Origin of the sequence: Cobetia sp. UCD-24C, from assembly GCF_001306765.1 — a bacterium.
Lineage (GTDB): Bacteria > Pseudomonadota > Gammaproteobacteria > Pseudomonadales > Halomonadaceae > Cobetia > Cobetia amphilecti.
Genome location: NZ_LJTD01000009.1, coordinates 1 through 26,085, shown reverse-complemented (window position 1 = coordinate 26,085; position 26,085 = coordinate 1). Strand labels below are relative to the sequence as shown.

The window sequence follows — 26,085 nt, the reverse complement described above, 5'->3', positions numbered from 1 at the left end:
CAGGCGCAGGGCGCCCTGTTCAAGTCGGCAGGGCTCCTGAAAGCAGTGCCCATGACAACAAGCCTCCAGAGAGCGTGTGCCGTTCGGGCGCCATCTCTGAGAGTCATCGCAAGCCAACCTGGAGAATGACGATGTCCGATTCCGCCGCAGTGACGGGTCTCAAGCAGACCGCCCTTCATGACCTGCATGTCGAGCAGGGGGCCAGGATGGTCGAGTTCGCCGGCTATTCCATGCCCGTGCAGTACCCGCTTGGCGTCAAGAAGGAGCATGAACACACTCGCGCCAAGGCAGGGCTGTTCGATGTCTCGCACATGGGGCAGTTGATCCTGCGGGGCGAGAATGTGCAGGCGGCGCTGGAGGCCCTGGTGCCGACGGATATCATCGACCTGCCGGTGGGCATGCAGCGCTATGGCCTGCTGACCTCCGACACTGGCGGTATCCTGGATGACCTGATGATCGTCAATGGCGGTGATCACCTCTACGTGGTGGTGAACGCTGCCTGTAAGGATCAGGACATCGCGCATCTGCGGGTCGGCCTGCCGATGGATATCGAGCTTGAGGTGCTGGATGATCGGGCGCTGCTCGCACTGCAGGGGCCGATGGCTCACGCGGTGATGCAGCGTCTGTCGCCCGAGGCCTGCGAGCTGACCTTCATGCATCATGCCCACGTCACCATCGAGGGCATCGAGTGTTGGGTCAGCCGCAGTGGCTATACCGGCGAGGATGGCTTCGAGATCTCCGTGCCCGATGCCGACGCAGAGCGCTTCGCGCGCCTGTTGCTGGCGATGGAAGAGGTAGAGTTCATCGGTCTTGGCGCGCGGGATTCACTGCGTCTCGAGGCGGGGCTGTGCCTGTACGGTCACGATCTCGATACCACCACCTCACCGGTGGAAGGCAGCCTGATCTGGGCGTTGGGCAAGGTGCGTCGTCAGGGCGGTGAGCGTGAAGGCGGCTTCCCGGGGGCCGATGTCATCCTGACCCAGATCGCCAACAAGGATCACACCCGCAAGCGGGTGGGACTGGTCGCCCAGGGGCGTGCGCCTATCCGCGAAGGGGCTGAGCTCTATGATGCCCAGGACAACCGTATCGGTGTGGTGACCTCCGGCAGCTTCGGGCCGACCTATGGCAAGCCGGTGGCGATGGGCTATGTGAGCATCGCTCACAGCGCACTCGAGACCGAAGTGTTTGCCGATGTGCGTGGCAAGCGTCTGCCGATGACGGTGACGAAGATGCCGTTCGTCGAGCAGCGCTACTATCGGGGGTAAGCGCACCGTGGCCAGGTGAGCCACAGTCAGCGCTCGCTGCGAGGCGTGACGACCCGTCGCGGGTAGCAGCGCCTTGAAGAGATGCGAAAAGGAAGAGAAACGAAAAAGGGACTGCCCAGGCAGTCCCTTTTTTCATGTCTGGCACTCGGGCATGCGGAGGGATGCGATACCCTGCGGCGTGCGCGAACGCCAGACGCAGAAAAGCCCGCCGAAGCGGGCTTTTCTGTCGGAGGAGGGGTTAGCCTCTTCCAGCTAAAATCAAAGCTTAGTCGATCAGCTTGATGTTAGCGGCCTGGAGGCCTTTCTTGCCCTGGGTGACGTCGAAGGAGACCTTCTGACCGTCTTGCAGAGACTTGAAGCCTTCAGCCTGGATTTCGGAGAAGTGTGCGAACAGGTCGTCACCGTTGTCGTCCGGAGAAATGAAGCCGAAACCTTTGGTGTCGTTGAACCACTTGACTGTGCCAGTTGCCATGATCGTAATTCCTTACTGATGATATTGCCGGGAGTTACCCGATAAACGTGGGTAAAACAAGGAGGATATACACCAGGTACCGAAGTGCTTCGATCACGACTGACGATATTCGACTTGCTAACCAACGAGAGCAATACTGCGCTGCTCGGGCGTCAAGGTCAAATGAAATATCAAAAACTTATCCTTTTGCCTAATAATCGTGCGCAGAATTCGCCCGCAAAGCCGTGCCAATAGTGCTGAGAATTTCGCCACACCGAGGGCAGGGAGTCCGCTTTTTTTTATCCCGTTATCTTGATGTGAGCGATGACGCCTGTAGGAAAAAGACCATAGTGCGGCTTTGCTTGTATAGGGGTTTGAATGGCGCAAAGCCCCGTATGGCGGGCGATGGACACAAAAAAGCCGGCAGCGATGGCAGCGCTGCCGGCGGATGGCGTCGAAACCATCAAGGCTCTCGGAGAGAGGATGTGATGCGCCCACCACATCATGAGAGATTTTCCTCAAAAGAGTCGGCAAAAATCCGTGGGATGTTGGGGCCGTGTTTGCCACCCTCGAGCGCAATTGTTTCGTGAGTCAAAAGTGGCTCGATGGTCAAAAGCGGCGCGAGGGTGGCCAGTGCCCGGGGGCAGAAGGTGCCTCAGGCGTCCAGCTGCATTTCCGGCACGTGCTCCGGGACGACCAGCTTGCCTGCGGTCAGGCGCTCGATTTCCTCGACGCTCACGCCTGGCGCGCGCTCCAGCAGGTGGAAGGCGCCATCCTTGATCTCGAGAAAGGCGAGGTCCGTCAGCACGCGACGGATGCAGCCGGCACCGGTCAGCGGCAGTTCGCACTGGCTGAGCAGCTTGGATTCGCCGTGCTTGGAGGCGTGGGTCATGGTGCAGATGATGTTCTCGGCACCGGCGACCAGGTCCATGGCGCCGCCCATGCCCTTGACCAGCTTGTTGGGGATCATCCAGCTGGCGATGTTGCCGTTCACATCCACCTCGAAGGCACCGAGCACCGTGAGATCGACGTGGCCGCCACGGATCATGGCGAAGGATTCGGCCGAATCGAAGATGGCGGCGCCATCGATGGCGGTCACGGTTTCCTTGCCCGCATTGATCATGTCGGCGTCGACTTCGTCTTCATAGGGGTAGCGGCCCATGCCGAGCAGGCCATTTTCGGACTGCAGCATCACCTCGATACCGTCGGGGATATAGTTGGCCACCAGTGTCGGGATGCCGATCCCCAGATTGACGTAGGAGCCGTCCTGGATTTCCTGAGCCACTCGCTGGGCCATCTGTTCGCGTGTCAAAGCCATGATTGTTTCCTTGTCTTGAGTGCCATCAAGCATGAGGCACTGTGCCGTGTCGTGAAGGCGGTCGAGAAAGTTCGCCGTGGGGCCTGTCGCCCTGATGGCGGCGATTCATGCCGGCGGAGCCCTGGGCTCAACGCGAGCGGACGGTGCGTTTCTCGATGCGCTTCTCGAAGTTGCCCTTGATCACGCGATCCACATAGATGCCGGGCGTGTGGATGTCGGCGGGGTCCAGTTCCCCCGGCTCGACCAGCTCTTCGACTTCGACCACGGTGATCTTGCCGGCAGTGGCGGCCAGCGGATTGAAGTTGCGCGCGGTATGGCGGTAGACGACGTTGCCGTAGCGGTCCGCCTTCCAGGCCTTGACGATGGCGAAGTCGCCCTTGATGGACTCTTCCAGAATGTAGGGGCGGCCATCGAACTCGCGCACTTCCTTGCCTTCGCCGATCGGTGTGCCGTAACCGGTGGCGGTGAAGAAGGCGGGGATACCGGCGCCGGCAGCACGCATCTTCTCGGCCAGCGTGCCCTGGGGAGTGAGGATCACTTCTAGATCGCCGTCGAGCAGCTGCTTCTCGAACAGCGCATTCTCGCCGACGTAGGAGGCGATCATGGTCTTGATCTGACGGTCTTCCAGCAGGATGCCGAGCCCGAAGCCATCGACGCCGCAGTTGTTGGATACCACGGTGAGGTCCTTGGCGCCCAGGCGCTTGATCTCTGCAATCAGGTTCTCCGGGATACCACACAGGCCGAAGCCACCGGCGATTACCGTCATGCCATCTTCGAGGCCTGCCATGGCCTCCGCGTAGCTGGTCACCACCTTGTTGAATCCTGCCATGCGAATCTCCTTGAGTATCCAAGCTGTTGTTGTCGGGATGTCTTCATCATTGCCGACAATCCTGAGTCTGTATATATTTAATAAGTTTGTTTTTTCTATCCATTGATCAGTTTTTGATAATAATTGGTCTGCTGTTTATCGAACCTGCTCGCGAGGAAAAAGCCCGCCAAACCCCCATGCTGGCGGGGCTGACGCGGTAGCGGGGCGGAATGGTCTGAGCTGAGCGGTCAGTCATGTGAGAGCTTCGTGGCTGTCATCTATGACCAATGGCCTAGATGCCCTGCGAGCGCCTGCCCTGCGAGCGACAGACGACGAACTGCGCCACATCACCTCTAGTGACATCTCTTGAAACAACCCCGGGACAGGACACGACATGACTCTGAAACAGCTGAAGGCCTTCGTGGCCGTGGCGCGCACGTTGTCCTTCGCCGAGGCGGGCACGCTGGTACATCTCTCGCAGCCGGCCCTGTCGTTGGCGGTCAAGAATCTGGAGGAGTCGCTGGGCGGGCGCCTGTTTCAGCGCTCGACCCGACAGGTCAGCCTGACGCCGGAGGGGCGCGCCTTCTTTCCGCTGGCCAGGCGTCTGCTGTCAGACTGGGAGCATGCCGAGGATGAGATGCGCCAGCGCTTCAGTCTCGGGCGCGGCCGCGTGGCACTGGCCGCGATGCCGACCTTCGCCGGCAATCTGCTACCCCGGGTACTGGCCGATTTTCGCCGCCAATATCCGGAGATCACCATCGAAGTGAACGACGTCATCGCCGAAGAGGTGGTCGAGCGGGTCACCGATGGCCGCGTCGAGCTGGGGATCTGCTTTGACCCCGGCGTGCGTCAGGACCTGGTGTTCGAGCTGCTGTTCGTGGACCGCTATGTGGCGATCATTCCCCCCGGCCATGCCTTGCTGGCAGAGGCGCCGACCTCCATCGCGTGGTCACGGCTGCTCAAGGAAGACTTCATCACGCTGCAGCGGCCCTCGGGGGTGCGTCGCATGCTCGAGAAACGCCTCGAGGATGCGGGCATGGCGCTGCATGTCGCCTTCGAGACCCACCAGCTGGTCACCTGCGGGCGCATGGTGGCGGAAGGCCTGGGCGTCAGCGCGGTGCCGGCGATGAGCGCGGCGCAGATGAGTGCGCTGGGCTGTCAGTGCCTGCCGCTGACAGGCCCCGAGATTCAGCAGCGGGTCGGGGTGATCCGTCGCGGCCGCCATGAGCTGTCGGTGGCGGTACAGGCGATGCTGGAGACCCTGCGTGCGCGTTATCCGTCGGCGGAATGAATGTGGGGCGGCAAAGTGAAGCAGGGAGAAGAAACAAGAGAGAGGGCGTTAGAGCAGGAAGTGAGCAGGAAGAAGGCTAGAGGAAAGCGAGAAGAGAGAAAGCAGAGAGAGCAGAGAGCAACAAGAAAGATGACCTCAGCGCGAGGGCGTCAGCAACTGGCGATAGGTCAGGCTGATGCGCAGTCCCTCCAGCTTGCGCGGCGGCAGCGCATGATGGAGGCGGTCCTGACAGCCACGCCCCATCACCAGCAGCGAGCCGTGCGGCAGCCACAGATTGAACGCCGGCGTGTCGGCATAGGGGCTGCGCGGATGGCCCTTGAAGCGCAGGGGGCGCTCTCGTCCCAGCGAGATGGCGAGCACGATCGGGCGAGTGCCCAGTTCCGGCTCGTTGTCGCTGTGCCAGCCCATGCGGTCGGCGCCATCGGCGTAGCGATTGGCCAGCAGGCTGTTGAAGTGCTCCGGGATCACGGGCTCGTTGCGTCCCAGGTCATCGCGTTGCGGGCTCAGCTCGTGATTGATGGCATGACGCGACAGCTCGCCCAGCTGCCAGGCGGTCATGTGCCAGGGGTTGGGTTCGAACAGGCTGCCGGAGTAGCGATAGCGGGCGCCGACATCGCCCATCCACACCTGACGGCGTGGGATCGGGTGCGTCTTGCCATGCACGCTCAGGCTGGGGCGCTGCCAGTCGAGATCGCCCTCCAGCGTGACGAGGGCCTGATCGGCCTGCAGCGGCGTCAGGGCGCGCGGCTTGAGATACAGCGGATGCAGCGGGTGGCGGTACCAGCCGTGCGTGAGGGTGAGCCAGTCATCGGGCAGCTCGCGCGGGCGAGCTGCCAGGACCGAGCCATCCGCCGCCGTCTGGCGCGCAGCTCCATCAGCCGCGGACGTCGAATCAGAGGTCGTGAGGGCAGCGAAGAGATCATCGCCAGCAGAAGGAGTCGTCATGCGGCGAGAGTGCCAGAGCCGCGTCATGTTGGGCAAGTGGCTCTCGATTCGCGCCGACCCCGGGCTGACGCATGCCTCGCGAGTGTCAGGTCGTCAGCAGCGCCTCGAAGGTCAGGATGGCCACTTCGGCAAGGCCCAGCCCCAGCAGCGCGCCGGCCAGCACATCACTGACGTAATGCAGGCCGAGGATCACCCGGGAAAGCGCTATCAGCAGCGCCAGCGGCGTGACGAGGATGGCAAGCTCCGGCAGCTGCTGAGCGGTCAGGCTGGCGAAGAGGGCGGCATGCAGGGTGTGACCGCTGGGAAAGCTGTAGCGGTCCAGCGGCGGCATGGTGCAGTTGATGGTGTTGAAGGTGATGAACGGGCGCTCCCGACATAGCCGCGTCTTGAGCGCGCGGTAGAGCAGCGCCCCGGCGCCGGCCGCCAAACCGAATTCCAGAAATAGCCAGCCGCCCATGGCATGGTGCAGCGGCAGGCTCAGCGTCAGCAGCGCCCATACCGGCCAGTCGCCCAGGCGCGAGACGATACGAAACAGGGTGAGTATCGGCCGGAACAGCGCCAGGCGCGCGACCTGGCGGCACAGGCGCCACTCCAGAAGGTCCAGTCGCTCAAAGACGGGAAGGCTGCGATCGTGCATCGGGCTTCTCCTCGGCGTGACGCAGGCAGGTCAGAAAGCCCTCGGCGATGCGGCTCCAGTCCAATGGTTCGACGCGCACGCGGGCGGCACGTCCCAGTCTGGCGATGCGGGCCGGCCGCTGGCAGGCCTCCACCGCCTGTTCGATGAAGCGTTCCGGCTGGCTGCAGGGCGCCAGCAGGCCCTGGTGATCGTCGCGGATCACCTCGGCGGCCGCCGCGTAATCGAAGGCGATCACGGCCAGTCCGCTGGCCATGGCTTCCAGTACCACATTGCCGAAGGTCTCCGACAGTGACGGGAAGACGAACAGGTCGGCACTGGCGTAATGGGCGGCCAGCGCCTCACCGGTCTGGAAGCCGGCGAAGATCGCCTCGGGCAGGCGCTGTTCCAGGCGCTCGCGCAGCGGGCCGTCTCCCACCAGCACCAGGGCGAGGTCCGGTTGCACGGCCAGCATGGCCTCATAGGTGCGGATCAGCAGCTCGATGTTCTTCTCGGCGGCCAGGCGCCCGACGTGCAGCGCGACGGGTTGCTGTGAGCTGACGCCCCATGACTTGCGCAATGCTTCGCTGCGATGACTGGGCGAGAAGTGCTCGCAATCCAGGCCGCGTCCCACCACCTGCACATGCTCGAAACCTTGCTGCATCAGGCTGTCTGCCTGGGTGCGGGTCGGTACCAGCGTCATGTTGGCGGCGTTGTGGAAGCGACGCAGGCCGCGCCGCACCAGCGGGCGTAGCGCCTTGAGCCGGTAGTGGGTGCTGTATTGATCGAAATTGGTATGAAAGCCCGCGACCACCGGCAGGCCCAGACGGCGGGCGACCATCAGTGCGCTGATGCCCAGCGGGCCTTCGGTGGCGATATAGACGACGGAGGGGCGATGCTCGCGCCACATGCGCATCAGGCGCTGCGGCGCCGGCACGCCGACCTGTACGGTGTCATATCCGGGCAGGCGGAAGCCGCGTACCTGAAGCTCCTGCTGGACACGCGGCTCCAGGCTGCCATCTCGGGTGGCGGGACGAATGAGTTGGAGCTCACAGCCGCGTGCGATGAGTTGATCGCACAGATGACTCAAGGTATGAGCCACGCCATTGATCTCCGGATGCCAGGTTTCACTGACGAAGGCAATGCGCTCCATGACGTCTCCCTAGATGACTATTGTGGTCATTATCGAGAGAGGGAGTGACGGCGGCATAACAAGCAGGTGACGAAGCGATGACACACCCTCAACCCCTCACAGCTCAAAGGTATGAGGGTTGTCTCATGAATCGTCAAGCAAGGACGACAGTCACCGGCGTGGCACCGGCGCTGTCGTCATCTGGCGGGGATTGGAGGTGGTGCCATGTCGGCTGGTGCCGTGAAGCAACGCTGGTTCAGCGCTTCTCGAGAATCTCGCGCGGGTCGATCGGCTTACCGCCGTGGCGCACGTCGAACAGCAATTCATGCTGACCGTTGTTGCCGCGTGCGACGCGACAAAGCGGCGTGCCCGGAGTGACCTGCTGACCCACCTTGACCAGAATCTCGCCGCACTGGGCCAGCACGCTCTGCAGGTTGCCGGAGTGATGCAGGATGACCACGTTGCCCAGTTGGCGCATGGAGTCGGCGAAGCGCACTTCGCCCCGCGCCGGTGCACTGGCGATGCCGCTGGCGGCGGTACGAATCTGCATGGGCGCCAGCTGGCCATTGCCGTTGGTGCCGAATTCACGCGTCACGCTGCCGGCGGCAGGCCAGCGCCATGACTGGCCCGGCTTCTGCAACGGGCCGGGGTCCGGGCGGGCGACCAGGCTGCCACCGCTGGCGCGCGCGGCCGGGGCGCTGCGGCTCGGGCCACCGTTGAGCGGCACCGAGATCAGCATGCCGACATCGAGATCATTGGGGTCCTTGCCGGGGTTGGCGGCCTGAATGCGCTGCGGGCTGGCACCGAAATAGCGCCCGACCTTGGAGTAGGTGTCGCCGGGGCGCAGCTGATAGCGATACGGGCCGCCGGAGGGCGCTCGCTCACGCGCCGTGGGCACCAGGATGCGCTGACCGACCTTGAGGTCACGAATCTTGACGCCCGGATTGAAGCGCGTGAGGCGCAGCAGGGGAATGTCGGCATCGCGCGCGATCTGCCCCAGGGTATCGCCCTTCTGGATGGTGACCCACTGGCCGGCCGGCGAGCCGGAATAGCTGCCGGTCGCGCAGCCGCTCAGCCACAGGCCGAGACAGATCAGCGCCAGCCAGCGCAGCGCGAGGCCGGCACGCTGCATAAGTGGACGGTTCACGTCAGGTCCGGCCTGCGCTCGTGCCGTGAAGCCCGCGGCATTCAGGCCGTATTCAGTGTTCATCAATGTCATTCCCTGCACGTGACAGTCGGGCATCCTTGTCCTTCCAGACCTGATTGAGCCATTGCTGGAAGCGCTCGCGATAGGCGGCGTCCGCATGATAGTTGCCGTCCAGCATCCAGGGCTCCAACGGCCGCTGAGTGATGACGAGCGTGATGTCGCCCCCGTGACCGCACAGGAACTGCCAGAAACTGGCATCGGCATGCCGGTAATCGAGGGTGGCATCCAGAATACCGGAAAGTCGATCGCCAAGCGTGCTGATCACCTGGGCACTGCCGCCGGCACGCGGCTTGAGCAGATGCTGGAAAGGGCTTTGCTGCTGGTTGTGCTTGGCGGGCGTGAAGCGAGTGCCTTCCACGAAGTTGAAGATCGCCATCGGCGCCTGACGCGAGCGCTCGCACATGCGTCGCGTCGCTTCGCGATCACGCTCGGCGAGCCGCGGATTGCTGGCCAGTTTCTGCTGGCTGTAACGGCGCATGAACGGGAACTCCAGTGCCCACCAGGCAAGGCCGATCACCGGTACCCAGATGAGCTCCTGCTTGAGGAAGAACTTGGGCATCGGCGTGCGACGATGCAGGGCGTACTGGAGAACGAAGATGTCAGTCCAGCTGCGGTGATTGGCGATCACCAGCCACCAGCGACGTCGGGCAGACCCATCACGCAGCGACTGCGGTACGTGGATGTCCCAGCGCGGGCGCAGCACATGGCGAATCCACAGGTTGTTGGTGCCGATCCAGCCCATGGCGAGGCGGTTGAGCCCCTCCAGCATGTGCAACTGCAGGCGACGCGATGGCGTGATCAGCTTGAGTGCGGCCAGCAGGTAAAGCGGCAGCGCCCAGCACAGGGTATTGATGATCAGAAAGACAAGGCTGATGACACCTCTGATACTCGACATGCATGACTCCTTCATCAGGTGGCGCCATCGTAATTCACCCAAGAGTGGATGCCCACCCCGCTTGCGTGGGGGATGGCAACCCTGCGTTGCACGAAGCGAACGCCCCTCAGGTCGAATGGCGGGGCGCACGCAGCTGTGATGAGATGCATCGCCGGTCGTGTGACGGGTCGGTGCAAGGGAAAGGTCGTGGCAGGGTTCACGTTGAAGTCACGCCGGGCACCGTCAATCATCGCCGCCGCTGCGCGGCGATATCTCAGGGAGTGAGAGTGGCATGTGGTTGCAGGGACTGTTGATCGGGCTGGCGCTGGCCGCCTTCGTGTTGATTGCCATCGAGGATGTGATCCATCTCAACAAGGCCAAGACGACCTTGTTGCTGGGCACCTTCAGCTGGTTGCTGCTGTTCATCTTCGGCCCCGCCGCCCTGGCGGTGGATGATGTCCCCGAGGCCTTGAACGAGAACCTGCTCGAGATCGCCACCTTGTGGCTGTTTCTGATGGCGGCGATGACCTTCGTGGCCTTTCTCAATGCCAAGGGGCTGATCGCCAATCTGATCTACCGTCTGCTGCCGATGCGCATCGGGGAGCGCGGCCTGCTGTATCTGACGGGACTCTTTGCCTTCGCCTTTTCATCGCTGGCCGACAACATCACCGCGACGCTGGTATCGCTGACCCTGGTGCTGTCGCTGGGCCTGGCGCCGAAGAAGACGCTGCGCTTTGCGGTGCTGGCGGTATTCGCCGTCAACTCCGGCGGGGTGGCGCTGATCACCGGGGATGTGACCACGCTGATGATCTTCCTGGCGGGCAAGGTGCGCATCAGCGAGCTGATGCTGCTGGCGCTGCCGTCCTTCCTCAGCGTGATGCTGCTGGCGACGCTACTGCTGCCCGGGCTGGGAGGCGAGGTGAACCTCGTGCGCGAGCCGCGCGAGACCCGGCGTCTTGATCGTCTGGTCGCCTGGCTGTTTCTGGCCACCATCCTGTCGACCCTCGGGCTCAACGTGCTGTTTGGCGTGCCGCCGCTGCTGACCTTCCTGTTCGGGATGTCGTTGATGTTCCTGCTCGGGCATGTCGCCGAACGACGCAGCGACAGCGAAGAGCGCCGCATACTTGATTACATTCGTATTATCGAATTCGATACATTGCTATTCTTCCTCGGCATCCTGCTGATGGTCGGGGCGCTCAAGGAAGCCCGTCTGCTGGAAGGCCTGGCACAGCTCTATGCCCTGATGCCGGCGATGCAGGCCAATTATCTGGTCGGGCTGCTCTCGGCGTTGGTGGACAACGTGCCGCTGACCGCTGCAGTACTCAAGGCGGATGTCAGCATGAACGATGCCGAGTGGCTGGCGCTGACCTATGCCGCAGGTGTGGGTGGCTCGCTGCTGGTGATTGGCTCCGCCGCCGGGGTGATCGCGCTTTCCAAGGTGCGCGAGGTGAGCTTCATGAGTTATCTGCGCTTCTTCCCGGCGTTGTTGCTGGCCTACAGCGTGGGCTATCTGGGGGCATATTGGCTGGGCGGGCAGATCACGAACACGCCAGTGACATTGGCGCTGTCGTCTCTGAGCTGATGTGGGTGGTTGCTGGGGGTGTTCACTACGGCCACAGCCGTTGCCACAGCCGTTGCCACAGTGGCCACCTGACCCACTGCCAGATGCGTGGTCGGAAGGGAATTGGCGCTGTTTGCGGCCGGCTGATCATTTTTTGATCAATCTGTCTGCGCTCGCCTGATCTCGATGGCGATACCTAGATGTACAGAGATTCTTCACAGCTTTTTCCACAGCTTCTGTTGATAACCTGTCTGCGACGTTAGGTTTAGAGGCTCAGACACAAGGCGCAGGCATGGCGGGGGAAAGCGGCGGGGGAAGCGGCGAGTCGTGCAGTGATGGCACCATAGGGTGATGCCATGAAGGGTGATGGCAAGAGAGGGTGTGAAGGGTATGGCATGACAGGGCATGTCTCCCTCTGAACACAAGAGCCCCCTACGCATGCGCAGGGGGTTGAATGCGACTCATCTCATTGCGCAGTGCTGCCAAGAAGCCGTTACGCGCTGAGCTGGCACAGCGTATGTTCCGGCAGCAGTTGTTCTGCGGGACGCTGTTTTCCTTCTTGCTGAGTCGTCACCGGTGCCGTCGCCAGCAGGGCGATGCCGCCCAGCACCACCATATGCTCGTCACCATCCGCGAACACCATGCGCTGGGCGTGGGCCGGGTAGTAGTGATACTGCAGCTTGGGATTGATGGGCAGTACCGCATGATGGCGCCCGGTCTGCGGAGCCATGCCGTAGGCCAGCATGCCCTCGCAGACCGCTTCCAGCGTTTCGCCAAGCTCTTCGGCATTGAAGCCGACATGGTGCAGGCGCGGCCCCATCACGGAGAGCCAGGCAGCCAGCGGGTTGGCCTCGAGCAGGCGCTCGAAGGTCGGCCAGTCCGGCATGTCCCACGGACGGCAGGGCGCGAGCAGGTTCTGTCCCTTGCAGTCATCACGATGACTCTGACTGATCAGGCGCTTGAGCAGGTCGCGGTGCATCGGCGGCAGGCTGTTGGCCTGCAGTTCCGCCAGCATGACGGCAGCGCCACCATCCGGGGGAAGCAGCAGATCGACCAGCAGGCCGCGGTCGGCCATGGCGTACTGTTTCACGCGGCGATAGCCCTGGTGATACAGGCTGGGTAACAGTTTCTCGCTTCTGAAAGGCCCCTGATTCAGCGTCAGGAACATCAGATATTCAGGGTTGATGCTGTCTGGCCAGATATCCAGCGCCCCGATATCGGGATGGCGATGGACGAAGTCCAGCCATAGCTGCTGTTGGAATTCCTTGCGTTGCATGATGCCTCCTTGGACGGCCCCTATGACCTCAGTGCTGGAGCGATTATAGGTAGTCGTGCAAAGGGGTATTCAACGCCATTATCCGTTTTTTCGCGTTTCTTGATCGGAGAGTAAAAATGCCAGTGCTGGTGGCGTATTGCGTGGTTCTCATGGTGTGGTCGACGACACCGCTGGCCATCTCGTGGAGCGCCTCGGGCTGGCTGCCTGCCTGGTCGGCGATGGGCAGAATGTTAATTGCCGCATGCCTCGGTTACCCATTGTTACGCATGATGGGGCTGAAAATGGATCTTTCGCGTGGGGCACTGCGCAGCTACTCGGCAGCCGCTCTGGGTATCTGGGGTGGCATGTACTTCGCCTACCTCTCTGCGGCCTGGTTACCAAGCGGTATCATGTCGTTACTGTTTGGACTGGCACCTTTGCTATCAGGGCTTTATGCACGCTGGTGGTTGAAAAGTGCTCCACTTGACAAGTTGCAGTGGATGGGGTTTGCGTTGGCATTGAGTGGACTGGCCGTCGCGGTCTCGGATTCCCTGGCGTTGCCGCCGGGCAGCTGGAAGGGGGTCCTGACCATGCTGCTGGCCGTCAATTGCTTCGCGGCCTCTGGGGTACTGGTGCAGCGCGAGCGGGCAGGGCTGCATCCGCTGGTGCAGACGGAGGGTGCGCTGCTGGTCTCTCTGCCGCTCTATCTGGTGTGTGCGCTGATCGTCGATGGCGTGCCGCCGGCCCTGCCGGAGGGGCGCCCGATGGCGGCCATCCTCTACCTTGGCATCTTCGGCTCGCTGATCGGCTACCTGTGCTACTACTTCGTGCTGTCACGCCTGTCGGCCAGTACGGTGGCGCTGGCGACCTTGATCACCCCCATCTTCGCCATGAGCCTGGGCGCGGTGCTCAATGATGAGCTGATCTCCAGCCGCGTGCTCGCCGGGGCCTTGCTGATCGTGATCGGGCTGTGCGCCTATCTGTTCGGCCCGCAGTGGCGGGCGCGCCTGACGTCCCGCCGCCTGTCGCAGGGCTGAGCAGGCCTCGGGCCGCCCGCCTTTCTCACGAGGGGGCGGGTCTGCACGCAAGGCCTTGCCGAGTGCCCCAACGACAAGGGCCGCCCCTGCCGGGGCGGCCCTTGTGTCTTTTCAGGCGCGACTGAGCGCTCTGGCGAGTGGCGCGACGTCAGTCCTGATTGTTCTGGAACAGACGCTTGAGCTCGACCATGGCGGCCTGCTCGCTGTTGACGAGCGCTTTCTGGTCGTGACGGTGCTCGTAGTTCTGCTTGAGCATGTTGTCATCCATTTCCCGGAACGCACGCGCCACTTCCGCCGCGCGAGCACTGGGGTAGCCCATCGCCACCAGCAATTCTCCGCCCATCTCCAGGCTGCTGGCATAGGTATCACGAATCACGTGCTCCACGCCCAGCTCCATCAGCTCCCAGGCGTGGTGGCGGTTGCGGGCACGCACGAACAGCTTCAGGTGCGGGAATTGATGGCGCACCATGCGCACGATGCCTGTCGAGGTCTCGGCATCATCGACGGCCACCAGCATGATCCTGGCCTGCTCGGCACCCGCCGCACGCAGCAACTCGGCGCGGCTGGCATCGGCGTAGAAGATACGCGACCCGAACTGACGCACGAACTCGACCTGGGTGATATTGGGGTCAAGCGCGGTGAAGTTGATGCCCTGGCTCTTGAGCATGCGCGCGCTGATCTGGCCGAAGCGGCCGAAGCCGGCGATCACCACCTGCGGCGTCTCCTCACCGAAGTCCTCATCATAGGGACGCTTGGCTTCGCTGGTGGCACCGAGGTGGCGGGCATAGCGATAGAGGAAGGGCGTGGCAGCCATCGACAGGGTCACCGCACTGATCACCAGGCTGGTCAGGGTCTGATCGAAGATGCCGGCAGCCATGCCGGCGGTCAGCAGTACGAAGTCGAACTCACCACCCTGTGACAGGACCGCGGCCAGCGGCAGGGCCTCGGCCATCTTGAGGCGTGCGACGCGTCCGACCAGCGTGATGACGATGACCTTGCCGAACATCAGTGCCAGCGTCAGCGCCAGCACGGTCAGCGGACGCTCCATCACCAGCGACACGTCGACCGACATGCCCACGGCCATGAAGAACAGCCCCAGCAGCAGCCCCTTGAAGGGCTCGATGTTGGCTTCCAGCTCATGGCGGTAGACGGTGTCGGCCAGCAGCACCCCGGCCAGGAAGGCGCCCAGGGCCATGGACAGGCCCACCCATTCCATCAGCAGCGCCGTGCTGATCACCACGAACAAGGCCGCGGCGGTGAAGATCTCGTGGATCTCGCTGCGCGCGACCATCTTGAGCAGGCGCGGCACGACAAAGCGGCCGACGATGATGACCGCCGCGATCATGCCGATGCCCTTGGCGATGCCGATCCAGTTGGTGCCGGTGGAGGCATCGAAGTTGTCAGCGAACAGCGGCATCAGGGCCAGCAGCGGGATCACCGCCAGGTCCTGGAACAGCAGGATGGCGAAGGTCGACTGGCCGTGCGGCGTCGCCAGCTGCTGATTCTCGCTCAATACCTGCAGCGCGAAGGCGGTCGAGGACAGCGCCAGAATCAGGCCCAGCAACACGGCGGCGGGCAATTCCAGCCCCAGCCACAGGCCGACAGGAGTGAGCAGGGCGCCGCACAGCAGCATCTGGGCGCTGCCCAGGCCCGCAAGCTTGAGGCGCATGTCCCACAGGCGCTTGGGCTCCAGTTCCAGTCCGATCATGAACAGCAGCATGACGACCCCGAATTCGGCGAAGTGCAGTACTTCGCCAGGCTCCGAGATGAAGCCGATCAACGACGGGCCCAGCAGTACCCCGATGGCCAGATAGCCCAGGATGGAGCCGAGGCCCAGGCGTTGGAAAAGTGGCACGGCAACCACCGCGCACCCCAGCAGCACGGCGCCTTCCATCAACATGTTCATGTGCGTGTCCTTGTGCATACACCGGCGGAGAAGGCAGCGATTGTCGCTGCCCCCTCCTTTTGTCGCAAGCGGCAAGGTACGCAAGACGCGACCTTGTGTGCAGCGCGGTGGTGCGAGTGAGTGTCGTGACCAGGAGCGGGAGGCGGTGATGCAGGCACAAAAAAGCCCCCGCCAATGGCGGGGGCTTCAGCAGTGAAGCAGCTGATGGCGGCGATCAGGCCTGCGGCATCAGAGCTTCGTCCTGCACGTACTGGTTGAACTCGGTGAAGCCACCGATGTGGGTCTGATCGACGAAGATCTGCGGCACGGTCTCGACCGGCTTGCCGATGGTCTTTTCCATGTCGGCCTTGCTGATGCCTTCGGCATGGATGTCGATGTAGCGGAAGTCGAAATCATCGCGCTTGGCGGTGAGCTCTTCCGCGAGGTCCTTGGCGCGGACACAGAAAGGGCAACCCGGACGACCGAAAATGACTGCAAGCATGAGACTCTCCTAAGGTTCGTGACTCTCGTTCAGCCCGTACTGGGTGGGCCGAGAAAATGGCGCCGGCACTGCCGGTGAGTAATCGATGACCGCCATTGTGCTTGAGCCTGCCCGGGTTTGCCAATTGAGCCGTACTACCAAAGTCATTGGGGCAATCAATCGCTGCCGTGCTGAGGATTAGCCCATCAGCAGCAGATTGGCGCCAAAGCCACCGACGATCAACAGCGTGAACAGGATCAGCGCGAGCAGGAAAGGCTTCATGCCCAGTGAGCGCAGACGATCGATGCGAGTCTCGACGCCCAGGCCCGCCATGGCCATGGTCAGTGCCACGCTGCCGAGAGTAGAGAGGCTTGAGTGCACTGCCGCCGGGATCTCGCCGGTGCTGTTGATGCCGGCCATGGCGATGAAGCCCAGTGCGAACCACGGAATCGTCATGCTGCCGCCGGTTTCGCGGTCATCGCCCTCGGTGCGGGCACGCATGGCCCACAGCTTCGGCAACAGCAGCAGGAAGGGTACCAGCATCATCACGCGCATCAACTTGACGATCAGCGCATTGGCCAGGGCGTCCGGGCCGACCGCTTCCCCGGCGGCCACGACCTGAGCGACCTCGTGGATGGTGGAACCGATATAGATGCCGAACAGGCCTTCATGCATGCCGCTCAGCGGGTAGAGCAGCGGGTAGACCAGCATCGCCAGCGAGCCGAACAGCACCACCGTGGCAACGGCCATGGCGGTGGCCGCCGGGCGTGCCTTGATCATCGATTCGGTCGCCAGCACCGCCGCGGCGCCACAGATGGCGGAACCGGCACTGGTCAGCAATGCGGTGTCGCGGTCCAGCCCCAGCCAGCGCGTGCCGATGAAGTAGCCGCTGCTCAGCACCGCGGTGATCACCAGCACATCGAGGAAGACGACGCTCCAGCCCAGGCCGAGAATCTGCTGCAGGGTGATGGAGAGGCCGAACAGGATGATGCCGAGACGCAGCAGCTTCTTGGTCGCGATATGCAGCCCCGGGGAGAGCGCCGCGGCGTGACGGCTGGTGATCGGCAGGTTGCCGACCACGATACCGCACAGCAGGGCGAAGACCAGCGGGCTGATGCCGGTGGAGGCCAGCGCCGGAATGGAATGCAGTGCCAGTCCGACAAGGGTCAGGCCGCCACACAGGGCAAGGCCCGGCAACATGCGGCGCAAGCGCTCGGCAGTGGCGGGGGGAGTCAGGGTCTGTGCGTCCATGAGCATTCTCCTTGAGGAAAGTGGCCTATCCCGTGCGGAACATGGCCTGTCTTGTTATGGGTCGTGCGCTGGCGTGGGGTGCACGGCTGTCATCGGCAAGGGCGCTTGAGTCTGCGTCGCTTGCTTAGTGCCTATGGTTTGATGATTAGTCTATTCGGGAATATTATTCGGCAGTTAGTCGATTATTCTTTTATTACATACCGGAAAAACCGATATGCAGATCCACATCACGCTGCGCCAGTTGCAAGTGTTCGTGGCGGTGACCCGCCACGGCTCCGTCAGCGCCGCGGCGCGCGAGATCGGCCTGTCGCAATCGGCGGCGAGTCAGGGGCTATCCGAGCTTGAGCGTCATCTCGAGGTGCAGCTGTTCGAGCGTCTCGGCCGTCGCCTGGCCCTGAACGCCAATGGTCGCCGCCTGTTGGCGCGCGCCGAGCAATTGCTGGAGCAGACCCACGCGCTGGAGCTGGAGGCGCGTGAGCCCGGCGTGGTGGATGGCAACCTGCGTGGCGAGCTGGAAATCGCCGCCAGCGCCACCATCGGCACCTGGTTGCTGCCGGGGCTGGCGGGGGCCTTCATGCGCGAACATCCGGGCACCGAGCTCAACCTGCGTCTGCGCAATACCCATCAGGTGGTGGAGGCGGTGCTCAACTATGACGCCGAGCTCGGCCTGATCGAGGGTGACTGCCATGCGCCGCGCCTGATGAGCCAGACCTGGCGCGAGGATGAGCTGGTGGTGGTGGCGCCGCCGAGCCATCCGCTGGCCGTGCGTGGCGTGGCGCTCAGCGACGAGGACCTCGCCACGGCCGACTGGATTCTGCGCGAGGGGGGCTCGGGCACGCGGGCGGTCTTCGAGCGTGCACTGCACGGGCGGATCGAGCGCCTCAAGGTGCGCATGGAGCTGGGCCAGCACGAGGCCATCAAGCAGGCCGTATTCGCCGGGCTGGGGCTGGGGTGTCTGTCGCGGCTGTCGGTAGCCGCCGAGATCGCGCGTGGCGAGCTGGTGGTGCTGGCCACGCCCCAGCTCAACCTGAAGCGGCGCTTCTCGATGCTGTGGCACCCGGAGCGTTACCGCAGCCCGCTTTGGCAGGCGGTCAAGGTCTATCTGGAAGCCAGCCCGCGCTGAGCCGTCGAGGACGGAGCCGCCGCGCGCTTGATAGTTTGCTAACATAGGCGCTCCCCGCGAGCCGGCTGCCGCCGAGCCACGCCATTGAGCTACGCCACTGAGCCACGCCGCTGAGCCTGAGCTACTGCGCCTGAGCCACGGGGAGCGTAACGGTCTGTCTAGCGTCCATGGAGATGATGATGAGCACAACGGTCGAGCTTTATTACCACGAGAGCGATGCTCGTGATGGCGCCGAGGAACAGACAACGAGCCAGCAGGACGCGACGCCGCTGGTCATTCTTCACGGCCTGTTCGGCAGTGCCGACAACTGGCGTTCGCATATCAAGTCGTGGTCGCGGACGCGCCGCGTGATCGCGGTGGATCTGCGTAACCACGGCCGCAGCCCGCACGTGGCCGGCATGAGCTACCCCGAGCAGGCCGCGGATGTCATCGCGCTGCTCGACCGCCTCGCCATCGAGCGCTGTGACCTGCTGGGCCACTCGATGGGCGGCAAGGTCGCCATGCAGGTCGCGCTCGAAGCGCCCGAGCGTCTGCGCAGCCTGCTGGTCGCTGATATCGCGCCGGTCGCCTATGGCCACGGGCATGACGATATCTTTGCCGCCTTCGAGGCGGTACGTGACGCGCGCCCGGCCTCACGCAAGGAGGCCGACACGGTGATGGCGCAGCATGTCGATACCCCGGCCATTCGCCAGTTCCTCGCCACCAATCTGGTGCGTCTCGACGATGGCGCCATGGGCTGGCGCGTCGGGCTGGACCATATCGCGGCGGGCTACCCGCAGATCGTCGAGGCGCCGCACGGCCAGGGGCCGGTCGAGCTGCCGGCGCTGCTGTTGTGGGGCTCGCGCTCCAACTATGTGCAGTCCGAGGGCCTGGCGACGATGCGCGAGCACTTCCCTGCGCTGGAAGATGACTCGCTGGAGGCCGGCCATTGGCTGCACGCCGAGCGTGCCAGCGAGTTCCAGCAGGCGGTGGTGGCGTTCCTTGATCGCGTCGCACGCGCTTGAGTACTCCGAGCAGTCACTCCGAAAATCGTCAGCCGGCCACGAGCGAGCGGGTCATCCCGCCGGTGACCACCCACGAGCGCCTGGTGGTGGCGCTGGTCACCCTGCTGCAGTTCGCCGTCATCATGGGCTTCACCATGGTGATGGCGCTGGGCCCCGACTTTGCCACCTCGCTGGGCATTCCGCTGGATCACCTCGGCTATATCGTCGGCAGTTATCCGCTGGCCGCCGCGGTGGGCACTCTGCTGTGGACGCGGCATGCCGATCGCTTCGATCGCCGCTGGGCGGTGCTGGGCTTCCTGTTCGGCGCGGCGCTCTGTCACCTGATCGCCAGCTTCGCCACTGACTTCGAGACCCTGCTGGCGGCGCGCATGCTGGGCGGACTGTTCGGCGGGCCGGCGGCGGCGACGGCGCTGGCCATCGTGATCGACGTGGTGCCGGGAGTACGTCGGGGGCGTGCCATGGGCCTGGTGATGGGTGCCTTCTCGGTGGCCTCGGTGCTGGGGCTGCCGTTTGCGCTGTGGCTGTCGCAGGGCTTCGGCTGGCAGGCGCCATTTCGCGCCGTGGCGCTGTTGGCGCTGCTGGTGTGCGGGCTGCTGGCCTGGATACTGCCGCCGATCCGCGGCCATCTCGACAATCCCGAGACGCGTCAGCGCAGCCGCAAGGGCACCACGATCCTGGACATCCTGGCCCAGCCCGACCATCGCCTGGGACTGGCGCTGATCGCCACGGCGATGTTCAGCAACTTCCTGGTGATTCCCAACCTGGCAAGCTATCTGCTGTTCAATCTGGGCCTGCCGCGTGAGGATCTCGGCGGGCTCTACATGATCGGTGGCGGGCTGTCGCTGGTCGGCATGCAGCTGACGGGGCGGCTGTGTGATCGCTATGGCTGTGTCTGGCCGGGTACCATCACCTGCCTGATGACGGCGCTGGTCGGCTGGGCCTTCCTGTTGCATTCGCCGGGGCCGTCGCTGATCTGGATCGGCTTCGGCGCCTACATGCTGTTCTCGTCGGCGCGGCGTGTGACCCAGAATACGCTCAACAGCTTCATTCCCGCCGACCACGAGCGGGCAGCCTTCACCAGCACCCAGAGTGCCGTGCAGCATCTCAGCTCCGCCGCCGGCAGCTATGTAGGCGCCGGACTGCTGGTCAGCACCCCGAGCGGCGCGCTGGAAGGCATGCCGTTGCTGGTCGCGGTGCTGATGGTCGCGCTGGTGATCCAGCCGCTGCAGATCCTGTGGCTGTCGCGTCGCCTGGCACGCCGCTAGCGCTTGTCAAATAGGCACAAGACGGCGAGAGCGAGCCGGCCCTGAACCCAAAACGCCCTGTCGGAATCTCCGACAGGGCGTTTTGCATGGGGCGCGCAAGCGCTCAGCGTTTCAAGAGCTCTGGGCGCTCAACGCCTCAGGGCGCGTTGACGTCGACGGCCAGGTGGCTCAGCGACTGGCGCTTCTTGATCATGCCGCGCTCGAACAGGAAGTCCTCGAAGTCACGATAGCGGCCGGCATCCAGCGCGGCAGGACGCAGCGCGAAGCGCGGCAGGGTGGCGTACCAGGCTTCCTTGTTGAGCTCGGTATCCAGTGCCGGGTCGGAGTCGCGGAACATCTCCCAGCCCTGGTCCGGATGGTTGATGATCCAGGCAGTGGCTTCGCCGACGGCGGCGAGGAAGCCGGCGTACTGGGCCTGCTTGCGCTCGTAGCTGTCGCTGTTGGCGACGAAGATCAGCTCGTCATAGGTCGGCACACCTTCTTCCTCGATGTAGAAGGCGCGGCCCTTGACGCCTTCCTGGGCCATCTGGGCCAGCTCGAAGTTGCGGAAGGCGCCGGTGACGGCATCGACCTTGCGCGTCAGCAGGGAAGGCGTCAGCGAGAAGTTGACGTTGGTCAGCGTGATGTCATCCAGCGTCAGGCCGCTGTGCTGCAGCATGGTGGAGAGCAGCACTTCCTCGACACCGCCCACCGAGTAGCCGACCCGCTTGCCCTTGAGGTCGGCGATCGACTGGATGTCGCTGTCGGCGCGCACTACCACCACATTCAGCGGCGTGGCGACCAGGGTGCCGATACGCACCAGCGGCAGGCCCTGATCGATCTGCAGGTGCAGCTGCGGCTGATAGCTGATGGCGATGTCGACGCGCTCGGCGGCGGCCAGCTTGGGCGGCACGCTCGGGTCGGCGGGGGCGATCAGCTCGACATCAAGGCCGTGCTTCTTGAACAGGCCCAGCTCCTGCGCCAGCACCAGCGGGGCGTGGCCGGGGTTGGTGTACCAGTCGAGCATGACCTTGAACTGCGTCAATGGCTTCTCGGCGGTGGCAGCGTCCTTGGCAGCGTCATTGGCGGCGCCCTTCGAGTCAGCATCAGCGCTCTGTTCGTCGCTGGCGGCTGGCGGGGCATCCGCAGTCGGTTCAGCACCGTTCTTGGCCTGTTCGGCGGCGCCGGCGGTCGCTTCCACGGCTTCCTGGCTTGCCACCGGCGCGGAGGCGGCCGAGTCGCCGTTCACCCCGACTTCGGCCTGCTGAGCGACGATTTCCGGCGCTGACTGGGTGCTGGTGGCGGGTTCTGCCTCGGCGGCGTGGGCCGACATGGCGGTGGCTGGCAGGCTGCTCAGGCACAGCGTGGTCAGCAGGGTGGCGAAGGCGGTGGACAGCAGCGAGGCACGTGGTGAACGTGTCAGCTGCGCTTTGCGCCGTGGCGCCGATGACGAAAGAGACATGGCGGAGTTCCTTGTGATCACAGGGTAGTGGTGCTGCCGTTCGTGGGCGGCAGTCGTCAGGCTCATGCAATTTGTGTCGAGCGTCGTTGCGTCTTTCGGTTACGCGATCTTGCGGTCTTGCGGTATTTGTCCGAAGCCCCGGCGTGTCAGCTCAGGCGTGTCAGCCGGTCGCGGTGCCAGGGCATCAGGGCGCGCAGCAGCGCATCCAGCGAGAAATAGAGCAGCAGGGAGAAGGCGACCAGCACCAGCAGGGCGGCGAACATCAGGTCGATTTCCATGCGCGCGTTGGCGTTGAGCATCAGATAGCCCAGCCCCTGACTGGCTCCGGCCCATTCCCCGATGACGGCGCCGATGGGGGCGGCGGTCGCGGCCATGCGTATGCCGGAGGCCAGTGCCGGCAGCGCGGCGGGCAGCTGGATATGGATCAGTCGGCGCCATGGACTGGCGCCCAGGGTATGGGCAAGATCCAGCCAGCCCTGTCGGGTCTGGCGCAGGCCGTCGTAGCCGGTGGAGGCGACCGGGAAATAGATGATCAGCGTCGCCATCACCACCTTGGACAGCATGTCATAGCCGAGCCACAGCACCAGCAGCGGCGCGATCGCGAACAGCGGTATCACCTGGCTGATCAGCAGCATCGGCAGCAGCGTGCGGCGCAGGCGGGGAATGAAGGCCAGCGCCAGGGCGGTGGCAAGGCCGAGCAGAATGCCCAGCACCAGCCCGGCCAGTATCTCGCTGATGGTGACGCCAGCGTGATGGGCCAGCAGCGGCGCCTTCTGGATCAGCACCTCGAGCACGGCCTGCGGCGTGGGCAGAATGTAGGGCGGTACGGCGGTAACGGCAATGATCAGCTGCCAAAGCCCCAGCAGGAGCAGCGCGCTGATGACGAGGTGACGCATGGCGTGCAGACGTTTCATGCGGCCTCCTCGCTATCACGCAGGCGGGCGATCAGTTGCGCCTGCGCCGGTGGCAGGGCTGGGTCATCCAGCGGCACCGGGCGTGCGGCGCCAAGCCCCGGCAGGCGTTCCAGCTCGGCGCCGTGACCCGGGAGGCTCGACGGGCGCAGCACCAGCAGCTGATCGGCGAGGCGCAATGCCTCCAGCGGGTCATGGGTCACCATCAGGACGGTGCGGCCCTTGAGCAGGCGGCTGGCCAGATCATGCAGCTCCAGACGGGTGATGGCATCCACCGCCGAGAACGGCTCGTCCATCATCACGACCGGCGCCTGCTGGTAGAGTGTGCGGGCGAGGGCGACGCGCTGGCGCTGACCGCCGGAGAGGGCGTCCGGCCAGGCCTGCTCACGGCCCTCAAGCCCGACCGCGGCCAGCAGCTCATGGGCAAGCTTGCGATTGCGCGGCCGCCGGCGCAGGTCATCGCCCAGCCACAGGTTGTCGATGACGCGCCGCCACGGCAGCAGCAGGTCCTGCTGCGCCATCCAGGCCACGCGGTCGGTCAGCGGCTGACCGTCATCGGTGGCGAGGTCGAGCTGGTGGAGGTCTGACATCTCCAGACCGGCCAGCAGGCGCAGCAGCGAACTCTTGCCGCAGCCGGAGCGCCCCAGCAGTGCCGTCCAGCTACCGGCTTCCAGACGCGCGGAAATATCGCGGAACAGCGTGTGGCCGGCGTAATCGATTCGTGCGTTGTTGAGGGTGAGTCCCAGCGACACAGGCAATTCCGTGGTCAGGCGGCGTGCCGGCAGGAGGAAGCAGGTGACGCGCCGTGCAGGGCACGCGTCGGGGATTCCCTCCGCCGGTATCAACCGGATCAGGTTCCAGGGGTTGTCGCGCGACGTATCGCTGCGGCTCTCAGCCCATCCTCGGGCACCCCCATCCAGGCCGACAGTGTAACGTCACTGTCTTGCCGGTGTCTTGTCCGACGCGGGTCAGGGGGCGGGTCAGGTGGGCAGGGCAGAGATGGCGTGCGAAACGGACTATGCCGATGTGCCACGCCTTGGGTATGCTGAGCTTTACTGTAACAAGACGTGTAGCCCAAGGAGATCATCATGCCCGACACACCGGATCTCTCGACCTGTTCCAGTTATCCCGTTCCCCCACGGCGGCCGAGCACGGCTGAGGCCGTGGGCGAGCCGCGTCCCGTGCCCAGGGGCTGGCCCGAGGAGTCACTGACCCGACGGCTCTCGACCTATCTGGGTCAACCGCTCGAGCCGCTGGCACTCGCCTGGCCGGATAGCGCCAACTGGCTATGGCGCCAGCGTGGCGGCACGCCCGGCCTCATCAAGCTGGCGCGCACCGGCCCAGACCATGACCCCTTCTGGCGCGCCATGCGCGGGGTCTTCGGCGCAGATCGCTGGGCGACGCCGGAGGGCCTGACGCGCCTGGCGGGCGCCTTGCCCGCGCGTCTGCCGATTCCGCCACTGCCCCTGACCTTTCTGGGGCGTCTCGATGGCGCGCCCATCTGGCACCTGCCGTGGTCCAGCGGGCAGCCGAGCGATCTCAGCATCACCTTCTGTGAGCTGCTGGGCGACCAGCTTGGTCGCCTGCATCAGGATACGGTGTCGGGCTTCGGTCAGCCGCTGGCGCAGCCGATGCCGCTATTGCACTGGAATACCCGCGTCACGCGCTTTCTCGCCCATCACCCGCGTCGCGCGGAGCTTGGCACGTTGCTCAAGCGCACCTTCCCGGCGCCGACTCGCGCGGTGTGGTGTCTGCCGGACATGCGCGCCGATCAATATCTATGCGCCGCCACCGGCTGGGTATGGAGCGATTGGGAGGCGCTGGTGTGGGCGCCGATCGAGTTCGACTGGGCGCTGGTGGAGTTGCTGCTGGAAACGCCGGAGCAGCGTCAGGCCTTCATGAAGGGCTATTCGCGCCATGGGCGCATGATCGATCTCGATGGCCAGCGTGAGCTGTGTCGTGCGCTGTTGTGGGCGATGGAGGCCTTCGGTCCGCGGTCCTATGCTGAGCTTGCGGCAGCCCCTGCCTGGGTCTCGCCGCGCAGCCTGGCGTGAAATCCGCGTGCTGCACGCTGCAAGTACATGAAAGGTGTGAAATTTCTCTGCAGCCCCATCGCTGACATGGAATACTGTGGGTGAGTCGTCGTGGACGTCACTCGAGATCTGATGTAGGGCTTGGCGGGGGAGCACTCGTGGTAGAGAACCTGAATTATTATTTCTTGCTGGCAGGCACGCTGATCGCCTTGAGCGTGTTGGCCAGCCGCGTCTCGGCGCGTCTTGGCATGCCGCTGCTACTGCTGTTCCTCGGCCTTGGCATGCTGGCGGGTGAAGATGGCGTGCTGGGCATCCAGTTCGATGACGCCTCATCCGCTTACATGATCGGCAACCTGGCGCTGGCGCTCATCCTGCTCGATGGCGGCCTGCGCACGCGGCTGTCCACGTTTCGTGCCGGCCTGAAACCGGCGCTGGTGCTGGCCACCGTCGGGGTCTTCATGACCAGCGGCCTGGTGGGCCTTCTGGCCATGTGGCTGTTTGATCTCACCCTGATCGAAGGCCTGCTGGTCGGGGCCATCGTCGGCTCCACCGATGCCGCGGCGGTCTTCTCGCTGCTGGGCGGCCAGGGCGTTCACCTCAATGAGCGTGTCGGTGCGACGCTGGAAATCGAGTCCGGCACCAACGACCCGATGGCGATCTTCCTGACCATCACGCTGGCCGAGATCCTGACCGGCCAGCTCTCCGGTGTCGCGTCGGGCATCATGAGCTTCCTGCTGCAGTTCGGTGTCGGCGCCGCCATGGGGATCGCCGGCGGCTGGCCTGCTGCGCGCCAAGTTTGCCGAACGCGAGCTGGAAACCTCCAGCCTGCAGATCATCGAGGTGGATGAAGGTTTTGAATCCGGCCCCTTCGCGCTGCGATTGTTGCCACTGACCCACTCCATTCCGGAAAGCTGCTCGTTGCTGATCGTCACGC

At 64.2% G+C, this 26,085-nt stretch carries 23 protein-coding genes, 1 pseudogene and 1 riboswitch; of the genes and pseudogenes, 9 read left to right on the top strand and 15 right to left on the bottom strand.

What is annotated here, in order from left to right; genetic code table 11:
* The first annotated feature begins 131 nt into the window (after positions 1–131).
* Entirely contained in the window at positions 132–1,265 is a 1,134-nt protein-coding gene (gene gcvT / locus AOG28_RS13250) for a glycine cleavage system aminomethyltransferase GcvT (RefSeq protein ID WP_054556755.1), read from the top strand.
* A gap of 265 nt (positions 1,266–1,530) precedes the next feature.
* Here gcvT and AOG28_RS13245 read toward each other — a convergent pair whose 3' ends face one another.
* The 3 genes from AOG28_RS13245 to AOG28_RS13230 all read right to left on the bottom strand — a co-directional run bounded on the left by AOG28_RS13245 (position 1,531) and on the right by AOG28_RS13230 (position 3,863).
* The gene (locus tag AOG28_RS13245) at positions 1,531–1,737 is read right to left on the bottom strand and encodes a cold-shock protein (RefSeq protein WP_043334489.1); all 207 of its coding nucleotides are present in this window, start codon (positions 1,735–1,737) and stop codon (positions 1,531–1,533) included.
* Between the two features lie 634 nt (positions 1,738–2,371).
* Positions 2,372–3,034: a 3-oxoacid CoA-transferase subunit B gene (locus AOG28_RS13235; RefSeq protein ID WP_043334487.1), complete on the bottom strand. Its 663-nt coding sequence runs from the start codon at positions 3,032–3,034 to the stop codon at positions 2,372–2,374.
* A 127-nt stretch (positions 3,035–3,161) separates the two neighbouring features.
* Positions 3,162–3,863 carry a CoA transferase subunit A gene (locus AOG28_RS13230; RefSeq protein ID WP_043334485.1) on the bottom strand — a complete coding sequence of 234 codons (702 nt, stop codon included), beginning with the start codon at positions 3,861–3,863 and terminating at the stop codon, positions 3,162–3,164.
* Between the two features lie 373 nt (positions 3,864–4,236).
* Here AOG28_RS13230 and AOG28_RS13225 point away from each other — a divergent pair, with 373 nt between their 5' ends.
* The gene (locus tag AOG28_RS13225; protein WP_054556753.1) at positions 4,237–5,133 is read left to right on the top strand and encodes a LysR family transcriptional regulator; all 897 of its coding nucleotides are present in this window, start codon (positions 4,237–4,239) and stop codon (positions 5,131–5,133) included.
* A gap of 135 nt (positions 5,134–5,268) precedes the next feature.
* Here AOG28_RS13225 and AOG28_RS13220 read toward each other — a convergent pair whose 3' ends face one another.
* The 5 genes from AOG28_RS13220 to AOG28_RS13200 form a co-directional block, all read right to left on the bottom strand.
* Entirely contained in the window at positions 5,269–6,078 is an 810-nt protein-coding gene (locus AOG28_RS13220) for an alpha-ketoglutarate-dependent dioxygenase AlkB family protein (protein ID WP_054556752.1), read from the bottom strand.
* An 85-nt stretch (positions 6,079–6,163) separates the two neighbouring features.
* Positions 6,164–6,715, bottom strand: a complete 552-nt coding sequence (locus tag AOG28_RS13215) for a phosphatase PAP2 family protein (protein ID WP_043335024.1) — start codon at positions 6,713–6,715, stop codon at positions 6,164–6,166.
* Positions 6,687–7,844: a glycosyltransferase family 4 protein gene (locus tag AOG28_RS13210; RefSeq protein ID WP_054556751.1), complete on the bottom strand. Its 1,158-nt coding sequence runs from the start codon at positions 7,842–7,844 to the stop codon at positions 6,687–6,689. Before AOG28_RS13210 ends, AOG28_RS13215 begins: the two co-directional genes overlap by 29 nt.
* 235 nt (positions 7,845–8,079) lie before the next feature.
* Positions 8,080–9,033, bottom strand: coding sequence for a LysM peptidoglycan-binding domain-containing protein (locus AOG28_RS13205; RefSeq protein WP_235507035.1), 954 nt, complete (start codon positions 9,031–9,033; stop codon positions 8,080–8,082).
* The gene (locus AOG28_RS13200; RefSeq protein WP_054556750.1) at positions 9,023–9,925 is read right to left on the bottom strand and encodes an acyltransferase; all 903 of its coding nucleotides are present in this window, start codon (positions 9,923–9,925) and stop codon (positions 9,023–9,025) included. Before AOG28_RS13200 ends, AOG28_RS13205 begins: the two co-directional genes overlap by 11 nt.
* A 271-nt stretch (positions 9,926–10,196) precedes the next feature.
* Between AOG28_RS13200 and nhaD the strand changes: the two genes are divergently transcribed.
* Positions 10,197–11,486 carry a sodium:proton antiporter NhaD gene (gene nhaD / locus AOG28_RS13195; RefSeq protein ID WP_054556749.1) on the top strand — a complete coding sequence of 430 codons (1,290 nt, stop codon included), beginning with the start codon at positions 10,197–10,199 and terminating at the stop codon, positions 11,484–11,486.
* A gap of 472 nt (positions 11,487–11,958) precedes the next feature.
* Here the strand turns inward: nhaD and AOG28_RS13190 are convergent, their stop codons facing one another.
* Positions 11,959–12,741: a DUF1338 family protein gene (locus AOG28_RS13190; protein WP_043335032.1), complete on the bottom strand. Its 783-nt coding sequence runs from the start codon at positions 12,739–12,741 to the stop codon at positions 11,959–11,961.
* A 116-nt stretch (positions 12,742–12,857) separates the two neighbouring features.
* On the opposite strand from AOG28_RS13190, the gene AOG28_RS17835 reads away from it, so the two are divergent.
* Positions 12,858–13,757 carry a DMT family transporter gene (locus AOG28_RS17835; protein ID WP_082388789.1) on the top strand — a complete coding sequence of 300 codons (900 nt, stop codon included), beginning with the start codon at positions 12,858–12,860 and terminating at the stop codon, positions 13,755–13,757.
* A gap of 148 nt (positions 13,758–13,905) precedes the next feature.
* On the opposite strand, the gene AOG28_RS13180 is transcribed toward AOG28_RS17835, so the two are convergent.
* From AOG28_RS13180 to AOG28_RS13170, 3 genes are all read right to left on the bottom strand, one after another.
* Positions 13,906–15,663 (bottom strand): monovalent cation:proton antiporter-2 (CPA2) family protein, encoded by a 1,758-nt coding sequence (locus AOG28_RS13180; protein ID WP_043335036.1) that lies wholly within the window; start codon positions 15,661–15,663, stop codon positions 13,906–13,908.
* A 214-nt stretch (positions 15,664–15,877) separates the two neighbouring features.
* Complete coding sequence (locus AOG28_RS13175; RefSeq protein WP_043335038.1) at positions 15,878–16,144, bottom strand: GrxA family glutaredoxin; 267 nt, start codon at positions 16,142–16,144, stop codon at positions 15,878–15,880.
* Between the two features lie 177 nt (positions 16,145–16,321).
* Entirely contained in the window at positions 16,322–17,374 is a 1,053-nt protein-coding gene (locus tag AOG28_RS13170) for a YeiH family protein (protein WP_225996387.1), read from the bottom strand.
* A gap of 214 nt (positions 17,375–17,588) precedes the next feature.
* Here AOG28_RS13170 and AOG28_RS13165 point away from each other — a divergent pair, with 214 nt between their 5' ends.
* The 3 genes from AOG28_RS13165 to AOG28_RS13155 all read left to right on the top strand — a co-directional run bounded on the left by AOG28_RS13165 (position 17,589) and on the right by AOG28_RS13155 (position 20,766).
* A complete protein-coding gene (locus AOG28_RS13165) occupies positions 17,589–18,497 on the top strand; it encodes a LysR substrate-binding domain-containing protein (protein WP_043335040.1) in 909 nt (302 codons plus the stop codon).
* A 179-nt stretch (positions 18,498–18,676) separates the two neighbouring features.
* Positions 18,677–19,501, top strand: a complete 825-nt coding sequence (locus tag AOG28_RS13160; RefSeq protein ID WP_326998972.1) for an alpha/beta fold hydrolase — start codon at positions 18,677–18,679, stop codon at positions 19,499–19,501.
* A complete protein-coding gene (locus AOG28_RS13155) occupies positions 19,498–20,766 on the top strand; it encodes an MFS transporter (RefSeq protein ID WP_063124273.1) in 1,269 nt (422 codons plus the stop codon). The genes AOG28_RS13160 and AOG28_RS13155 overlap by 4 nt, the downstream gene beginning before the upstream one ends.
* Positions 20,767–20,902: 136 nt before the next feature.
* Here AOG28_RS13155 and AOG28_RS13150 read toward each other — a convergent pair whose 3' ends face one another.
* The 3 genes from AOG28_RS13150 to AOG28_RS13140 form a co-directional block, all read right to left on the bottom strand.
* On the bottom strand, positions 20,903–22,207 hold the full coding sequence (locus AOG28_RS13150) for an ABC transporter substrate-binding protein (RefSeq protein ID WP_235507034.1): 1,305 nt from the start codon (positions 22,205–22,207) through the stop codon (positions 20,903–20,905).
* Positions 22,208–22,353: 146 nt separating this feature from the next.
* On the bottom strand, positions 22,354–23,121 hold the full coding sequence (locus AOG28_RS13145; protein ID WP_054556747.1) for an ABC transporter permease: 768 nt from the start codon (positions 23,119–23,121) through the stop codon (positions 22,354–22,356).
* A complete protein-coding gene (locus AOG28_RS13140) occupies positions 23,118–23,870 on the bottom strand; it encodes an ABC transporter ATP-binding protein (protein ID WP_200906787.1) in 753 nt (250 codons plus the stop codon). Before AOG28_RS13140 ends, AOG28_RS13145 begins: the two co-directional genes overlap by 4 nt.
* 58 nt (positions 23,871–23,928) lie before the next feature.
* A riboswitch (TPP riboswitch) is annotated at positions 23,929–24,042 on the bottom strand.
* A gap of 164 nt (positions 24,043–24,206) precedes the next feature.
* Here AOG28_RS13140 and AOG28_RS13135 point away from each other — a divergent pair.
* Positions 24,207–25,172, top strand: a complete 966-nt coding sequence (locus AOG28_RS13135) for a hypothetical protein (protein WP_054556746.1) — start codon at positions 24,207–24,209, stop codon at positions 25,170–25,172.
* A 137-nt stretch (positions 25,173–25,309) separates the two neighbouring features.
* Positions 25,310–25,942: pseudogene (locus AOG28_RS13130) on the top strand (cation:proton antiporter domain-containing protein); the annotation flags it as partial.
* Positions 25,943–26,085: the final 143 nt, after the last annotated feature.

Coding starts and splice junctions, on each gene's coding strand:
- gcvT (WP_054556755.1), top strand. CDS start 132: ATGTCCGATTCCGCCGCAGTGACGGGTCTCAAGCAGACCGCCCTTCAT.
- AOG28_RS13245 (WP_043334489.1), bottom strand. CDS start 1,737: ATGGCAACTGGCACAGTCAAGTGGTTCAACGACACCAAAGGTTTCGGC.
- AOG28_RS13235 (WP_043334487.1), bottom strand. CDS start 3,034: ATGGCTTTGACACGCGAACAGATGGCCCAGCGAGTGGCTCAGGAAATC.
- AOG28_RS13230 (WP_043334485.1), bottom strand. CDS start 3,863: ATGGCAGGATTCAACAAGGTGGTGACCAGCTACGCGGAGGCCATGGCA.
- AOG28_RS13225 (WP_054556753.1), top strand. CDS start 4,237: ATGACTCTGAAACAGCTGAAGGCCTTCGTGGCCGTGGCGCGCACGTTG.
- AOG28_RS13220 (WP_054556752.1), bottom strand. CDS start 6,078: ATGACGACTCCTTCTGCTGGCGATGATCTCTTCGCTGCCCTCACGACC.
- AOG28_RS13215 (WP_043335024.1), bottom strand. CDS start 6,715: ATGCACGATCGCAGCCTTCCCGTCTTTGAGCGACTGGACCTTCTGGAG.
- AOG28_RS13210 (WP_054556751.1), bottom strand. CDS start 7,844: ATGGAGCGCATTGCCTTCGTCAGTGAAACCTGGCATCCGGAGATCAAT.
- AOG28_RS13205 (WP_235507035.1), bottom strand. CDS start 9,033: ATGAACACTGAATACGGCCTGAATGCCGCGGGCTTCACGGCACGAGCG.
- AOG28_RS13200 (WP_054556750.1), bottom strand. CDS start 9,925: ATGTCGAGTATCAGAGGTGTCATCAGCCTTGTCTTTCTGATCATCAAT.
- nhaD (WP_054556749.1), top strand. CDS start 10,197: ATGTGGTTGCAGGGACTGTTGATCGGGCTGGCGCTGGCCGCCTTCGTG.
- AOG28_RS13190 (WP_043335032.1), bottom strand. CDS start 12,741: ATGCAACGCAAGGAATTCCAACAGCAGCTATGGCTGGACTTCGTCCAT.
- AOG28_RS17835 (WP_082388789.1), top strand. CDS start 12,858: ATGCCAGTGCTGGTGGCGTATTGCGTGGTTCTCATGGTGTGGTCGACG.
- AOG28_RS13180 (WP_043335036.1), bottom strand. CDS start 15,663: ATGAACATGTTGATGGAAGGCGCCGTGCTGCTGGGGTGCGCGGTGGTT.
- AOG28_RS13175 (WP_043335038.1), bottom strand. CDS start 16,144: ATGCTTGCAGTCATTTTCGGTCGTCCGGGTTGCCCTTTCTGTGTCCGC.
- AOG28_RS13170 (WP_225996387.1), bottom strand. CDS start 17,374: ATGGACGCACAGACCCTGACTCCCCCCGCCACTGCCGAGCGCTTGCGC.
- AOG28_RS13165 (WP_043335040.1), top strand. CDS start 17,589: ATGCAGATCCACATCACGCTGCGCCAGTTGCAAGTGTTCGTGGCGGTG.
- AOG28_RS13160 (WP_326998972.1), top strand. CDS start 18,677: ATGAGCACAACGGTCGAGCTTTATTACCACGAGAGCGATGCTCGTGAT.
- AOG28_RS13150 (WP_235507034.1), bottom strand. CDS start 22,207: ATGTCTCTTTCGTCATCGGCGCCACGGCGCAAAGCGCAGCTGACACGT.
- AOG28_RS13145 (WP_054556747.1), bottom strand. CDS start 23,121: ATGAAACGTCTGCACGCCATGCGTCACCTCGTCATCAGCGCGCTGCTC.
- AOG28_RS13135 (WP_054556746.1), top strand. CDS start 24,207: ATGCCCGACACACCGGATCTCTCGACCTGTTCCAGTTATCCCGTTCCC.